At 37.1% G+C, this 15162-nt stretch carries 14 protein-coding genes; 7 read left to right on the top strand and 7 right to left on the bottom strand.

Annotation, left to right across the window (positions count from 1 at the left end; translation table 11 throughout):
* The first annotated feature begins 170 nt into the window (after nt 1-170).
* A complete protein-coding gene (locus NSQ95_RS16320) occupies nt 171-782 on the top strand; it encodes a TetR/AcrR family transcriptional regulator (protein WP_340882005.1) in 612 nt (203 codons plus the stop codon).
* A 193-nt stretch (nt 783-975) separates the two neighbouring features.
* Here the strand turns inward: NSQ95_RS16320 and NSQ95_RS16315 are convergent, their stop codons facing one another.
* The 4 genes from NSQ95_RS16315 to NSQ95_RS16300 all read right to left on the bottom strand — a co-directional run bounded on the left by NSQ95_RS16315 (nt 976) and on the right by NSQ95_RS16300 (nt 4083).
* A complete protein-coding gene (locus NSQ95_RS16315; protein ID WP_340882006.1) occupies nt 976-1176 on the bottom strand; it encodes a twin-arginine translocase TatA/TatE family subunit in 201 nt (66 codons plus the stop codon).
* A gap of 111 nt (nt 1177-1287) precedes the next feature.
* Complete coding sequence (locus tag NSQ95_RS16310) at nt 1288-3030, bottom strand: GMC family oxidoreductase (RefSeq protein WP_340882007.1); 1743 nt, start codon at nt 3028-3030, stop codon at nt 1288-1290.
* A 27-nt stretch (nt 3031-3057) separates the two neighbouring features.
* Nucleotides 3058-3798 carry a gluconate 2-dehydrogenase subunit 3 family protein gene (locus tag NSQ95_RS16305; protein WP_340882008.1) on the bottom strand — a complete coding sequence of 247 codons (741 nt, stop codon included), beginning with the start codon at nt 3796-3798 and terminating at the stop codon, nt 3058-3060.
* Nucleotides 3799-3825: 27 nt separating this feature from the next.
* On the bottom strand, nt 3826-4083 hold the full coding sequence (locus NSQ95_RS16300) for a hypothetical protein (RefSeq protein ID WP_340882009.1): 258 nt from the start codon (nt 4081-4083) through the stop codon (nt 3826-3828).
* 732 nt (nt 4084-4815) lie between these two features.
* Between NSQ95_RS16300 and NSQ95_RS16295 the strand changes: the two genes are divergently transcribed.
* The 3 genes from NSQ95_RS16295 to NSQ95_RS16285 all read left to right on the top strand — a co-directional run bounded on the left by NSQ95_RS16295 (nt 4816) and on the right by NSQ95_RS16285 (nt 8589).
* The gene (locus NSQ95_RS16295; RefSeq protein ID WP_340882012.1) at nt 4816-5370 is read left to right on the top strand and encodes a hypothetical protein; all 555 of its coding nucleotides are present in this window, start codon (nt 4816-4818) and stop codon (nt 5368-5370) included.
* Nucleotides 5371-5457: 87 nt separating this feature from the next.
* Nucleotides 5458-7053: a catalase gene (locus NSQ95_RS16290; protein WP_340882014.1), complete on the top strand. Its 1596-nt coding sequence runs from the start codon at nt 5458-5460 to the stop codon at nt 7051-7053.
* Nucleotides 7054-7641: 588 nt separating this feature from the next.
* Complete coding sequence (locus tag NSQ95_RS16285; RefSeq protein WP_340882015.1) at nt 7642-8589, top strand: alpha-L-glutamate ligase; 948 nt, start codon at nt 7642-7644, stop codon at nt 8587-8589.
* Nucleotides 8590-8646: 57 nt separating this feature from the next.
* Here NSQ95_RS16285 and NSQ95_RS16280 read toward each other — a convergent pair whose 3' ends face one another.
* A complete protein-coding gene (locus tag NSQ95_RS16280) occupies nt 8647-9207 on the bottom strand; it encodes a GNAT family protein (protein WP_340882017.1) in 561 nt (186 codons plus the stop codon).
* A gap of 113 nt (nt 9208-9320) precedes the next feature.
* Here NSQ95_RS16280 and NSQ95_RS16275 point away from each other — a divergent pair, with 113 nt between their 5' ends.
* Nucleotides 9321-9971, top strand: coding sequence for an HAD family hydrolase (locus NSQ95_RS16275; RefSeq protein WP_340882019.1), 651 nt, complete (start codon nt 9321-9323; stop codon nt 9969-9971).
* Between the two features lie 216 nt (nt 9972-10187).
* On the opposite strand, the gene NSQ95_RS16270 is transcribed toward NSQ95_RS16275, so the two are convergent.
* Nucleotides 10188-10976, bottom strand: a complete 789-nt coding sequence (locus tag NSQ95_RS16270) for an SDR family oxidoreductase (protein WP_340882022.1) — start codon at nt 10974-10976, stop codon at nt 10188-10190.
* Between the two features lie 256 nt (nt 10977-11232).
* Here NSQ95_RS16270 and NSQ95_RS16265 point away from each other — a divergent pair, with 256 nt between their 5' ends.
* Entirely contained in the window at nt 11233-11988 is a 756-nt protein-coding gene (locus tag NSQ95_RS16265) for an exodeoxyribonuclease III (RefSeq protein ID WP_340882024.1), read from the top strand.
* 111 nt (nt 11989-12099) lie between these two features.
* Nucleotides 12100-13380 carry an aminotransferase class I/II-fold pyridoxal phosphate-dependent enzyme gene (locus NSQ95_RS16260; RefSeq protein WP_340882025.1) on the top strand — a complete coding sequence of 427 codons (1281 nt, stop codon included), beginning with the start codon at nt 12100-12102 and terminating at the stop codon, nt 13378-13380.
* Nucleotides 13381-13521: 141 nt separating this feature from the next.
* On the opposite strand, the gene NSQ95_RS16255 is transcribed toward NSQ95_RS16260, so the two are convergent.
* The gene (locus tag NSQ95_RS16255; protein ID WP_340881957.1) at nt 13522-14982 is read right to left on the bottom strand and encodes an IS1182 family transposase; all 1461 of its coding nucleotides are present in this window, start codon (nt 14980-14982) and stop codon (nt 13522-13524) included.
* Nucleotides 14983-15162 lie beyond the last annotated feature (180 nt).

Genomic DNA, 15162 nt, shown 5'->3' with positions numbered 1-15162 from the left:
AAAAAGAAGAAGTTTCTGCACTCCTGTAGTCTATAAGGACTATTGATTTTGAGGGGTGCATAGAAAATTTTCCTACCTTAACGACGCTTAATAGGATATAATATTCCTCGTGAATCAGAGATATATTAAATGTCCGTAATAAGGGGTAATTTTAACAAAGGAGAATATATGTGAACGCTGATAATAGTACGGTTGATAGAAGAGTGAGAAGAACAAAGAAAATATTCAAGTCTCATTTTATAGAATTGGTGAAAGAAAAAGGCTATAAAAATGTTACCGTTACGGATGTAGTAGAAAGAGCGGACTACAATCGAAGTACATTTTATATATATTATAAGGATAAAGAGGATCTTGCGGAGGAGCTAGTGCTAGAAACTTTAAAGGATTTAGAATATGCTTTTCACAGCCCGTTCTTAGGAACTGCTGTTGTAGATTATAACAAAATTATTTCTACATCAAATGCTTTCTTCAAACATTTATATGACCATAGAAGTGTTTATAGTCTTTTATATGTAAAAGATTCAATCCCTGGATTTCAAGACTGTTTTTTAAATAAATTCAAGGAAATATTCTACGGTATAACCTATCTGAATGAGTCCAATGAAGTCATTGGGATTAAACACTTCAATACTTATAAAATGTATGGGTCATACGGAGTGATTGTAGAATGGCTACAAGAAGGATGTAAAGAAACCCCTGAAGAAATTGCAGATACACTTTTAGAAATCTTTAAAACTTCAGAAAGTGCCTTTAAGCTAGAAAAACCAGCTATTAGAAAATGATGTTCTAGGAAAACTAAACTTCCAATAGCTAATTGGCTAAAAGAAAAAGACACTTCCGTTCTTCTTGAACAGAAAGTGCCTTTTTATTATCTATTTATTCATTCATTTAGAACATTCAATACTTGATCATAAATCTCACAAAGAAAGTGGGCTAGTAGTTACTGCTACTAGTCCACTTTCTTGTAAATATATATTATAATTGTTTTTCTTTTTCAGAGTCCACAAGTTTTTTATCATCTTTTTCTTCATCATTGATGATATCTCTCGTAGAAGTTTTAAATTCTTTTAAGGTTTGACCAACCGCTTTACCTAGTTGAGGTAGTTTGGAGGGACCAAAGATTACTAGAGCAATAATTAAAACTAGTATTAGACCCGGGATACCTATATTTGGCATATTGTTTCCTCCTTGTCTGTAATTTGAATGACCGTGCACGTTTACTATAACATATCATTACAGAAAAATGGTCTTCCCTAGCTTAGATTCGTTGACTAATCTATATAGAGATTACACTAATTCTTTTTCTTTTTTAGCTGCAACTAATTGTCCGCCACCGTTTTTCAGATACTTTATCATACCTTCTGTCGCTCTATAAGTAAGAGCTGCAGCTGTTGGTGTTGGATTAGTTGGTCCAAAGTGAGGGAAAGCAGATGCTCCACATACAAATAGATTTTCTGCGTCCCACATTTGAAGATAATTATTTACTGCAGACGTTTCAGGATTCTCACCCATAATTGCTCCACCAGCATCATGTTGGAATGTAAATCTTCCACCAAAATGTTCTGCCATTGGGATAACGTCTATTATATCAGCACCCATTTCTTTTACAACCTCGGCACATTTTTCTACAAGGAATTCATTACGTTTATGATCTTCTGCTGTGTAGTCAAATGTAACACGGATTAGTGGATCTCCATTGTCATCTTTATAGACAGGGTCTAAGTCTAAGTAATGTTCTTTATGCGGTAAAATAGCTCTTTGTGAAACAACTGTTACATTTCTATGGTAGTAATGTAATGAGTTTTTCTTGAATTCTTTACCCCAAGTTGGTGTTCCAAAAGGAGCTGGATTGTTCGCAATTGGTTCGTTACCAAATAAGTGCATTTCTACTTGACCACCATGGATAAAATCAACATCACTATGGTCAAAGTTATCGGCATTGAAATCGTTAAATGCTGAACCTAATGAACCTGTTCCGATGAAACTGTTGAATTTTTCTTTTTCAAAGTAACCGATTGCTCCGGTAATTGTATGATGATCTGTATAGTTTTTTCCGATTACTCCAGTACCTGTTTTAGGATTATAAGGTTGTCCTATTCCAGATAAAAGAAGTAGACGAACGTTATTAAATGTATAGCTTGTTAAAGCAACGATATCAGCTGGTTGCTCAAATACTTCACCAGTTCTAATATCTTTGTACAACACGCCTGTTGCTTTTCCATTTTCATATAGAACACGAGTAACTAAAGAGTGAGTACGTAATTCAAAGTTACCTGTCTTCTTAGCAGTTGGGATAACAGTTACGATCGGATCTGCTTTAGCTCCGTATTCACAACCATAATTACCACAGAAAGCGCAATATTGACAAGCGTTTAGTTGTTCTCCATCTGGATTTACATATGTTTCGGAAACATTTGCTGTAGGAACTACAAATGGATGGCGACCAAGCTTTTCTGCTGCTTCATGGAACATTTTCATTTGTTTAAGTTTCTTTAAAGGTGGAGTAGGGTAATCAATAGATCGTGGACCAGCCATAGGATCTACTTCCCCAGAAATACCAGCCATTTGCTCAAACTTGGAGTAGTACGGTTCTATTTCATCGTAAGTAAGACCCCAATCTTGAATAGTTACATCTTTCCCAATTTTACCTTCGCCGTACTTTTCAATTGTCTTACTGCGAATTTCAAAGTCATATGGGAAGTAACGATACGTTTGACCACCCCAGTGAGCACCACCGCCACCAGTTCCTGTACCTACAACGAGCGCATTTTCACTGCGCACAGGAAGAGCCTCGTCATTTAATGTGTTTCTAAAAGTAATTGTATCTTTATTTAGTTTTTGCATTAGTTCTTTACGTACATTGTACTTTAGTTCATCGTGTCCATGAAGATAATCTTCGATAGATCTTTCAACTCCACGTTCAAGACCAACTACTTGATAACCAGCTTTAGTCAGTTCAGCAGCAACTATTCCGCCAGTCCAACCCATACCAGTTGTTACAACGTCTACTTTTGGTAATTTTGTAACCATAACTTAGTAACCTCCATTTTCTATTGATTAATGTTTATGTCCACCTAGACTAACAGGTGCTATTGAAACGAATTCTTCTTCATCTAAATAAGCAGTGTAAGACATTTGAGCTCCAGGAAATTCTTTCATCTTCCAGCCAGCCATATCTTTGTTACCGCCATATAGTGGATCTGCAAAGCAGCCTTGTAATGTTACAGTTCTTAAATTATTGAAGAACACAGCTGAGTTCATAAATTGCATTTCTACCTCACCCATTTGGAATGCAGTTAAGATTGCAATCTGTTGTTCTTCTGTTAAATCTTTGAAAAGAGTTCCATCATGCTGTTTTTCGGCAACCTCATTTAGCTTACGGACACCTTGAAGGAAAATTACACTGTTGTCCAAAGGAACCTCGCCAGCTTTAAATGGTCCCTTGCGGTAATCATCCGCATTAGTTCCCCATGGACTTGCTAATGCCTTGTCGATAAAGTATGGTGCACCTAAAGCAATTGCTCCCGGTCCATGTTCATCCTCTGGATAGATTAGCTCAGTAGCAGCAGCTAATGCGTCAAAATCCTTTTGACGAACAAAAAACTGACGAGTCTCACTATAATCTACAGTTTTATGCGCTGGAGATGCAGTAGGTGTAGCTTCCGTCTTGCCACCGACTAAACTACCAAGTGCACCACCTAGTACTAAACCTCCAACTGTAAGTCCAGAGTTTTTGATGAACTTCCGTCTTGAAGAACGCTTATCTAAAAAAGTTTGTTTGTTTTCTTGTTCTGACATTTTTGTAAACCCCCTATTATGATTTGCTTAATGGAATATCGAATGCCAATTGTAGATTAGTAAAAAGAAACCTGTAAAAACTATCAAACTGGCAATAAAATAGATTTGTACTTTCTCTGCCCAGCAAAGAACAATAATAGCTAAACCGACGCCCGCACCAAGTAATGCAAACCAAGGGAAAGAACTGTTTGAGAAATGTAGAAAAAGTGCAAAATCAGCTACTAGAAATAGAGCTAGTAGGATTTGATTTAATAGAACTAGTTCTTCTCTATTATAATTAGACATTATTATCCTCCTTTATAAGATGAAAATTTTATTTCAATACTATTTCATATAGAACTATGTAACGAAAGAATTTTATCAGTTAAAATTTTTATCTTCAATCATTAATAATGCGAGAATCGACTACCTACACAACAGAATCATTAGAAGTGTCTATTTAAGAGAGTGAATTACATAATTTATTACAATAATAAATAGTGTTTGGTCATATTTTTATCCAACTAATGGGATTAATAAAGTTTTAGCAGAGGATTACGTAACTCTTTTTAAAGGCTATGTTAAAGGGGAGGGGTGATCCATAATCAAATCAGAGAGTAGAATTGATTTCCGCGCTAGCCGGACGCTTTCCTCGGGGTGAGCGATAAGCCATCAACCATCGCTAGCGCGCGTGATTGTGATGTCTTATCTGTCTCACTCATCCCGCTGGAGTCGCCGTCTGGTGCTCCAATCAATAAATGGAGACGGCTTTCATTCGTCGATAAAGTTCTATTTTTTGCATAAACAAAGCTGGAAAACTGATCCAACCATATTTCATAATCTACTTATGTATTTAATAGCTTTGAAATGTCATTTTTTATTGTTTACATCAACCAATCACTTTAACTAAGCTTTTTTAAAAAATAGTTTACAAGAATACGTCTCAGGTCTTAGTTCTATTCAATCCGCAGTCTCTTCTTAGTATTTTCTTGTTAAGAGATGATAAGGAAAAAGAAGTATTGTTTGTGGGGTGGGAAGATGGAGAGAGCGGTGTATATTGTATTGAGCGACTCGGGTACGTGGTTTTCTAAGTTAATAGGATTATATACTGGCAAGAACAAAAATCACGCATCGATTGCCTTTGATGAGCAATTGAAGGAAATGTATAGCTTTGGAAGAAAGCAACGATATAATCCAATCAATGGGGGGTTCGTTCAAGAAAACGCGAGGGTAGGATTACTTTCAAATGCAAGTTGTTCTATATTTGAATATAAAGTATCTTTGAGCGAATATAATCGGATGCGTGATAAGGTGCTTACCTTTAAAGCTTGCCAAGAGAGGTATAAATATAATTTGCTTGGCTTGCTAGGAATTGCACTTCAGTTAAATATTCAAAGGGAAAATGCCTATTTTTGTTCCCAGTTTGTTGCGACAATCTTAAATGAATCATCTTTAAATATAAAAACACCTTCTCAAGTACAACCGCATCACTTTGCTGAATATCCTAGTATGCAACCAATTTATGAAGGCAGGATACAATTCTTTTTAGAAGAAGAAATGGTTAGTTTAATAGGAAAAGAATGCATATTATAGCTACTTCCTTTTTCCTTTACTGGAATATTTACTTTTACTTTTGGAAAGAATGGAGTGGAAGTAAAGTTTGAGCTAGGAGGATAAAAGATGGAAAAAGATCATTCTAACAACAAGACCAATCGAGAGACAGAGGATACCCTGACCAATAGACAGGGACATCCGATTACAAACAATCAAAATATTAGAACGGTTGGAAATAGAGGTCCGGCAACGCTTGAGAACTATGATTTTATAGAAAAAATAAGTCATTTTGACAGAGAGAGAATCCCTGAACGGGTAGTGCATGCACGTGGGGCTGGAGCGCATGGCTATTTTGAAGCATACGGAGCGGCTGGAGAAGAGAACATCGCAAAGTACACCCGTGCAAAGTTGTTTCAGGAAAAAGGGAAAAGAACCCCTGTATTCGTGCGTTTTTCTTCCGTTATTCATGGAGGACATTCACCGGAAACGTTACGCGACCCAAGAGGCTTTGCCGTTAAGTTTTATACAGAGGATGGTAACTGGGATTTAGTGGGAAACAACTTAAAGATTTTCTTTATTCGGGATGCGATGAAGTTTCCGGATATGATTCATGCTTTTAAGCCAGACCCTGTTACGAATATTCAAGATGCAGAAAGATTTTTTGACTTTTGTGCAAGTTCTCCAGAGTCATTTCATATGGTTACATTCATCTATTCGCCTTGGGGCATTCCAGCAAATTACCGTATGATGCAAGGTTCAGGAGTAAACACATATAAATGGGTGAATAAAGACGGTGAGGCAGTTCTCATAAAGTATCACTGGGAACCTAAACAAGGAATTCGTAATTTAACTCAATCAGAAGCAGAAGAAATTCAAGCGAAAAACTTCAACCATGCTACTCAAGACTTGTACGATGCTATTGAAAAGGGGGATTTCCCTGAGTGGGAGTTAAACGTTCAAATTATGAGTGATGGTGATCACCCTGAGTTAGATTTCGACCCGCTAGACGATACAAAATTATGGCCGAATGATCAATTTCCTTGGATGCCAGTTGGAAAAATGGTGTTAAATCGTAATCCTCAGGATTATTTCATGGAAGTGGAGCAAGCAGCATTTGGTACAGGGGTATTAGTAGATGGGTTAGATTTCTCAGACGATAAGATGCTTCAGGGTCGTACATTTTCTTATTCTGATACGCAGCGCCATCGTGTAGGAGCTAACTATTTACAGCTTCCTATTAATGCACCGAAAAAGCGTGTAGCAACCAATCAAACTGGCGGCCAAATGGCATATCGTTTAGATAGAGGACCTTTCCAAAATCCTCATATTAACTATGAGCCTTCTATTTTAGATGGATTACATGAGGCAGAGCAAACCGGTAAGGAATACACCCCAATGATTAAAGGAAACTTAGTTAGAGAATCGATAGATCGCCAAAGTAATACGAAGCAAGCTGGTGAGACTTATCGCAATTTTGAACAATGGGAGAAAACGGAACTATTGTCCAATTTAGTGAATGACTTATCCAAGTGTGATCCAAGAATCCAAGCCAAAATGATTGCCTTGGCAGAGGAAGCGGATGAAGAGTATGGAAGACTTCTTAAGGAAGGCTTGAAAAATGCACCAAAAGGTGGCTCTAGTCAGCACCCGCTTGGTGATGTAGATGGGGAGAAAGCTCCACAGAAAGCAGTAGAAAATAGTCATGAATCAGATCCCTATTGATATAAAAAATCGCTTTGTTAAAGTTATTGGTTGATTTTGACTAACAATTCTTTTTTATAGTGACTGTAAACATAAACAAAGGAACTTTCAAATGGCTATTAAGAACATAAATAGATGATGAAATTGGGGTTGGTGACAGTTTTTAGCTTTGTTTATGCGAGTAAATTTATTAGCGCTTTATCGATGCTAAAGCTGTTCCCATTTATTGATTGGAGCGCCAGACGGCGACCCCTACGGGATGGGCGATGGCTTATCGCTCACCCCGAGGAAAGCGTCCGGCTGGTGCGAAAAATCAATGCTACTCTCTGATTTAAGATTTCTTTGCATAAATCAACCCTACCCTTATATAAAAAAACGTGAAATCGCTCCTTGATTTCACGTTTTTATTTTTCTCAGTTGGTAACTATATAGCTACGAGAGGAAATAACAAGGTCTAAGGATTTAAAAATTCAGAGAGTTTTTCTTACTTTTAAAACCTATTGTTGTACTAGGGAATAGAGTTCCTATATACTAATGATAATATAATAATCTTGTTTTTCTTAACCATGATTAGACTTTAAATAGATTAATAATGAGGAGATGTCGGATATGTCAAAAATTTATATTATTCATGAAAATGATGAGTGGACGATTCATTTAACGAAAAGATTAGAGGAACTTAATCTGCCTTATGAAAGTTGGCATTTAGACCAAGGAATTGTAGATTTAACGGTCGAACCACCAAATGGTGTATTTTATAACCGCATGAGCGCATCTTCTCATACTAGGGGACATAGGTATGCACCAGAGCTGGCTGGAGGTATGCTTACATGGTTGGAGCATCATGGAAGAACGGTATTTAATGGAACAAAAGCATTAAGCTTGGAACTGAGTAAAATCAATCAGTATGCATCATTAGAAGCAAGCGGTATACGAACACCTAAAACAATAGCTGCCGTTGGTAAGGAACACATCGTTTCTGCTGCCGAAAAATTAGGGGTCGTCCCTTTTATAACCAAACATAATAGAGCAGGGAAAGGACTAGGGGTTCAATTATTCCAAACAGTCGATGCATTAAAGGAATATATTTATGGCCCAATGTTTGATGAACCTGTGGATGGCATTACATTAATTCAAGAGTATATTCAATCTCCAGAATCGTATATTACAAGAGCAGAGTTTGTCGGAGGAAAGTACTTATATGCTGTTAGAGTTGATACCTCTGAGGGATTTGAACTCTGCCCGGCTGATTCGTGCCAAATTGGGGATGCCTTCTGTCCAGTGGGAGAGGAGCCAACTGTTAAACCAAAGTTTGAGATCCAAGAGGATTTAGAAGAAGGATGGATTGCAAAATATGAAGCCTTCCTTCAACAAAACAAAATAGATGTTGCAGGTATTGAATTCATACGGGATAGTAATGGTGAAGTCTACACCTATGATGTAAACACGAATACGAATTACAATGCGGACGCTGAGGAAAAGGCTGGAAAATACGGCATGCTAGAGCTTGCTAAGTTTCTAGGAGCAACACTAGAAAGCTTAAAAGCATTTAACTAATGAACAAAGGAGGGACATGAGAAATTCATGCCTCTCCTTTCATAGATATGTAATATTTTAAGAGAAATCCTCTTTTAAAATGGAGTAAATTTTTAAATCTACATATTTCCCTTTTACTTTCATCCCTTTTCTCATAGTACCCTCATAGGACATCCCCACTTTTTCCATTACACGCGAGGAGCCGATATTCTTGACAAAGCATCTAGCCTGTATGCGTATTAAGTCCATGTGATTAAAACCAAAATGTATCAATGCTTTGGCAGCCTCAGTAGTTAACCCTTGTCCCCAGTATTCAGGGGAAAGAACGTATCCGATTTCAGCACTATCATGTTTAATTTGCCATTGGACGAAGTCGATAGTTCCGATAAACTGACCTGTTTTCTTGTATTCAATCCCCCACGGTGCAATATCTTTTTTCTCGTACTGCTTTAGAATAAAATGAATGAATTCCTTCGTGTCCTCTATTGTATTGTGCTGATCCCAAGTAACATATTTAGATACTTCTGGATTGGATCCATATGTATACATATCCTCTGCATCACCTAGCGTAATTTTCCGCAGTATGAGTCTTTCAGTCTCCAATTGTGGCAAGTCCCCATAAATCGTTTGAATTTCCATTCCAAAACATCCTCCCTTTTGTTAGTTCTTTCCATTATAATTTTATTTTTAAAAAAAGAAAGACTATTTAGATATAATGGTAGTAAGCTAATTATAGAGAAAAGAGGGGAAATATGAAAAAGTATGAAGTTATTTTATTTGATTTGGACGGAACGTTGTCTGATCCTAAAATAGGAATTACAACCTCTATCCAATATGGATTAGAAAAAATGGGGATTTTGGAGAAGGATCTTGAAAAGTTAGAGTGCTTTATAGGACCGCCATTACAGATTTCTTTTGCAGATCATTATGGCTTTAATGAAATGCAATGCCACCAAGCCATTTCTTTTTATAGAGAGAGATTTATAGAAACTGGCATGTATGAGAATGAACTTTACGAGGGCATTATCCCGTTGTTGGAAAAGTTAAAAGCGGCAGGGAAAAAGCTTGCAGTTGCTACCTCTAAGCCTACGGTATTTGCTATTGGAATTTTAAAGTATTTCCAAATTGAAGATTACTTTGATGTAGTGGTTGGTAGTGAATTAGATGGAACTAGGTCAGCTAAGGCAGAAATCATACAATATGTTCTAGATGAGTTTCAAGATAATACGAAGGATAGTTTTATCATGATTGGAGATAGAAAGCATGATATGATTGGAGCTAATTTAACGGGCATAGATTCCATAGGGGTAACGTATGGATTTGGTTCGTCTGAAGAGTTGGAGCATGCAAGTGCCACTTACATTGTTGATAGTATAGAGGATCTAGAGAAGATAATTGCTTAAAGAAAAAATAGATTAAGCGAAGCTATTCTAAATGGTGATATAAAAGGAGTTGTAACAATGAGCTTTGTAGCTTTATTGATCAGTCTATTGGTAGTTGTTTTTGGTGTAGCTATTTTAACAGGAATCATCTATTTGTTGATGAAAACATCTAAGAAGTAAAAGGATTTTAGCTGAAAATAAAAAGACCGATTGCAAAGTAGCGTTCGGTCGTTCCTTTTAATATTTATAGGATTGTCCACCATCGATTGTAATAACACACGCATTTACAAACTTAGATTCATCAGATAACAAGAATGCGACAACGTTTGCTACCTCTTGAGGTCTACCGAAACGTTTCATAGGGTTAACGGAAACAAATGCTTTTCCAGCCTCTTCCCAGCCTTCTTCTCCACCGATTTGCTTTAACGAAGCTTCTACCATAGGAGTCATGATTGCACCGGGAGCAATTGCATTAATATTGATACCGAATTGACCGTACTCTATTCCAGAGTTTCTAGTAAGTCCGACTACACCGTGTTTACTAGCAGAGTAACCCGACTGATTCCCGACACCACGAATACCGCCGACAGAAGCAGTGTTTACTACAGAACCAGCTCCATTTTTTTTCATCTCAGCTAGTACATATTTTAAACCATAAAATACTCCGTTTAGATTAATATTCACGACCTTGTGGAACTCTTCGATACCGAAATCCTCTGTCAGGTTTTGCTTGCCTTCAATTCCAGCATTGTTGAAAAATCCATCTATACGTCCAAACTTGTTAACTGTTTCATCCACATAGTTTTTAACTGCTGCCTCTTCTGCAACGTTTGCTGTAACTAGGAGTAATTCAGTATTTGGTGCCACTTCTAGGATACGACTTTTAGTTTCCTCTAGGCCATTGCTATTTAAATCTACCAATGTCAGTTTAGCTCCATCTTTCGCCAAAGTTATGGCAGTGACCTGTCCTAGACCTGAACCAGCTCCAGTTATAATAATTACCTTTTCATTAAAACGTTTAGTCATAAACAGTTCCTCCAATTTGTAGTCTTTACTATATCTCGCATGCTATTAAATAGTACAAGTTAGGTTGCCTCGAAAATGTATTACTATACATTGGTTTCCTTGTTAATTTACAGACCTTTTAGTTTCCCTCTATAATAAAAGAGTTATATAGTGCGCTTTGTTTTTTGAGTCGTATGTGTGAAGCTCTTTATAATAGATGTCTCTGCTACCTCTCGTTGTTTGTATTTAAGCGCTTTCTTATTTAGGAGGTACTAAAGTGAAGTTCGTTTCGTGGAATGTCAATGGGCTGAGAGCCTGTGTGAATAAAGGATTTTTAGATTACTTTCAGGAGGTAGATGCTGATGTTGTATGCCTTCAGGAAACCAAGCTGCAAGAAGGTCAAATCTCATTAGCTTTAGATGGTTATGAGCAGTATTGGAACTATGCATTGAAAAAAGGGTACTCGGGAACTGCTATCTTTACAAAGATTAAACCTATTTCAGTTAAGTATGGTGTAGGGGATTTAGAAACCGAAGATGAAGGACGCATTATTACAATGGAGTTCGAGGATTTCTATTTAGTGAATGTTTATACTCCAAATGCCAAACGTGATTTAACAAGACTTGCTTATCGATTAGAGTGGGAAGACGACATGCGTACATATTTAAAGCAGTTAGATACTATAAAGCCTGTTCTCATGTGTGGAGATTTAAACGTGGCTCACACTGAAATAGATTTGAAAAATGCTAAATCCAATAAAGGTAATTCAGGATTTACGACAGAGGAAAGAGGGAAGATGACCTCGTTATTGGCAGAAGGATTTGTCGATACCTACCGATACTTCCATCCAGACCAAGAGGGCGCGTACACGTGGTGGTCATACATGAGTAAGGTGAGGGAGCGCAATATCGGGTGGCGCATTGATTATTTTATAGCATCCGAAAGGTTAAGCCCACGACTGATCAGTGCTTCGATTGACGCAGATGTGTTAGGTAGCGATCACTGTCCCATTTTATTAGAAATAAAGGACTAAAAGTCATGAATAGCTTATAAAATATTCAATATATTAAGGGAAAGGATACTATCCCTTAATAAAATAGAGTACAATGTGTTTAAAATAGAAAAATTCTGGAGGTACCAATAGATGAATGCTTTAGCTGTCCAATTAAATGAGAAAATGCAAAAAGAGAATCCTGCAATTTTTAATATGTTATCCGATTTAGGCAAAAATCTATACTACCCAAAAGGAATATTAAGTCAAAGTGCAGAGGCTGGAAAAAAAGCACATCGCTTTAATGCTACTATTGGGATTGCTATTGAAAATGGAGAGCCTATGCATTTTCGTCATATTCAAGATAAATTAGATTATAGTCCTAGCGACATTTATCCATATGCCCCACCTCAAGGGAAGGAAGCACTTCGTTCTGCTTGGAAGGAAAAACTACTGATCGACAACCCTTCTCTCCAAGGGAAAAACTTTGGGCTACCGATTGTTACTAATGCATTAACTCATGGACTAAGTATTGTTGCCGATTTATTTATGAATGCCGGTGATGTAGTTATTACCCCCGATCAATACTGGGGCAATTACAATACAGTCTTTCAAATAAGAAGAGGAGGAAAGGTGGAAACTTTCCCTCTATTTAATGAAAATGGTGGCTTTGACGTAGAAGGCTTCCGAGCTACACTTTTAAAGCAGACAGGAAAAGCTATTGTATTATTAAACTTTCCTAACAACCCTACTGGCTTTACTCCATCTGTTCAAGAAGGAGAAGCAATTGTTGATGCTTTGAAGGAAGCGGCTGATGGCGGTTTAGATATAGTAGTGGTATTAGATGATGCCTATTTCGGTCTTTTTTATGAGGATTCTATGAAGGAATCACTATTTGCCCTACTAGCGGGTGCCCATTCTAATATATTACCTATTAAAGTAGATGGAGCAACGAAAGAAAATTACGTTTGGGGTCTCCGGGTTGGTTTTATCACCTATGCTGCTTCTCCGGACGTATTAGACGCACTAGAGCAAAAGACAAAGGGTATTATTCGAGGTACGATCTCAAGTGGGTCTCATATTTCCCAAACGATGATTTTAGAGTCACTTCAATCAGATGACTTCCAAAAGGAAAAACAAGAGAAGTTCAATATTATGCTAGGAAGAGCAACTAAAACAAAAGAAGTGCTTGCAGATGCAAGATTTAATGCTTACTGGACGTACTATCCATTTAACTCTGGCTACTTTATGTGCTTAAAACTTCATGATTTAGATGCGGAAACGCTTCGTCTACATTTACTAGATCAATATGGTGTTGGCGTTATAGCTAGTAATACAACTGATATTCGTGTAGCCTTCTCTTGTGTAGAAGAAGAGGATATTGAGGAGCTATTTAACCTAATCTATAAGGGCTGCCAAGATCTAACTAAATAATTTGGCCTGTTAAAACTACCTAAGAAAAACTGAGGGCACTGAAAAACTAACGAGTTTTAAAATCTAATTGGTTTTTCAACCAAAAACAAGGCACTTTCTGTTCAATTCGAACGGAAAGTGCCTTATTTCATTGTCTATTTCTTACTCTTTTTCATTTAGTAGTTTCATGATCCGTTTCAGGTTGACAGCGAATATCGTTGTGGCACCTTGTATTTCCATGCCAAATAAACCCGCTGATTTTGCCGTTTTATAGCCGTGCGGATTTTTAATCTCACTATTTTTCGCCTCAATTTTATAGCGTTTTTTGGCTAGTTCTTTGAAGGCCTCAGTTTCTTGGAAGGCCTCTTGTTCTTCATGTTCATTTGATTTCAATGAGATGCTATACGTTTTACTTTTCGCACCTTCTGTATAGCAGCCTTCACGCATTGGACAAACTTTACATTTTTCGATGTCAAAATAAAAGGTGATTTTTTGATTTTGATTTTCATTTTTCTTTCCAGTCCGTGCTTTTCGAATCGCCATGTGCCCGACTGGGCACACAAACATACCGGCATCTTTATTAAAATCAAATGCAATTTTTCTTTGACCGTTACCATTTGTGATAACGGGATTTAATTTTGAAATTAATTGAAGTTCTTCCGATTTGGCGTATTGTAAATTATCTTTGCCTGAATAAGCCGTGTCTCCAATGATCGTCTCGATGTCCATCCCTGTCCCTTTACTTTTCTCTACTAATTCTTGAAGATATTGACCATCACTTTTTTCACCAGTTGTTACAATCGCGGCTGTGATAATTCGTTCATCACTCATCGCGATATGCGTTTTGAATCCAAAGAAAGCCGAGTCTGCCGATTTATGTCCGACACGCGCATCAGGATCTTTTGAATGACCCAACTGTGTATCGTAATCATCGATGACTTCTTTTAAGACATTTAATTTTTCTTTCACAGCAGGGATTTGTGCTACTTTTGATTGTGTTTCGACGACTTCCACAACTCGGCGGCAATAATCCAATTCCTCCGTCACTTCATTTGAAGTTGGCTTTTTAGGAAACTTTCCGACCATCTCTTCCTCGAGTTGGTAAACCGTTTTACGCACATTTTTTGATTTTTCTTGTAAAAACTCTTTTGGTGATTTTTGATTATAACGAGCTTTTGTGTGAGTTGCATCGACAATAACGGTTTTACTGGTGATAAGCCCTTTTTCCAACGCAATTTCAACCGTCTTTCCAATGAGTAAATCTAATAGATTCATGTCTTGGAGACGAAGGCGGCGAAATTTTGTAAGAGAACTGGAATCAATGACCTCTTCTTCTGGTGACATATCTAGAAAATATTTAAACGACATATCGAATTTTGAACGCTCTACGAGATCGGCATCTGATAGGTCATGTATGGCTTTCAACAGTAAATATTTGAACATACGAATAGGTGGAATCGCATTTCTACCATTATCCAAACAATATTTTGATTTTAATTCGTCTAAGATAAATGAAAAATCGACGAGCTCGTTGATTTGGCGAAGCATATTATCTTTTGGGATAACTAAATCATACAAAGCTATATAAGGGCTCAAATTTAGTGTTTCTTGTTTGGAAATCATGGCTGCGTCACCTCTAGTTAGTTTTACTCATTATACTATGATAAGAGGATGTAAGATAAAGAAAAAGCGATTGCGTGAACAGAAATCTGTTCACGCAATCGCTTTAGTAATTTCATTGACTTTTTCAGTGCCCTCGAAAAACTTAGGTAGTTTTTTTGCGGTTTTAAGGAGTTTAGCATC

The organism is Psychrobacillus sp. FSL W7-1457 (genome assembly GCF_038593405.1).
GTDB lineage: Bacteria > Bacillota > Bacilli > Bacillales_A > Planococcaceae > Psychrobacillus.
Note: the sequence above shows the minus strand (reverse complement) of the source record. Positions and strands in the feature narration are given on the sequence as shown.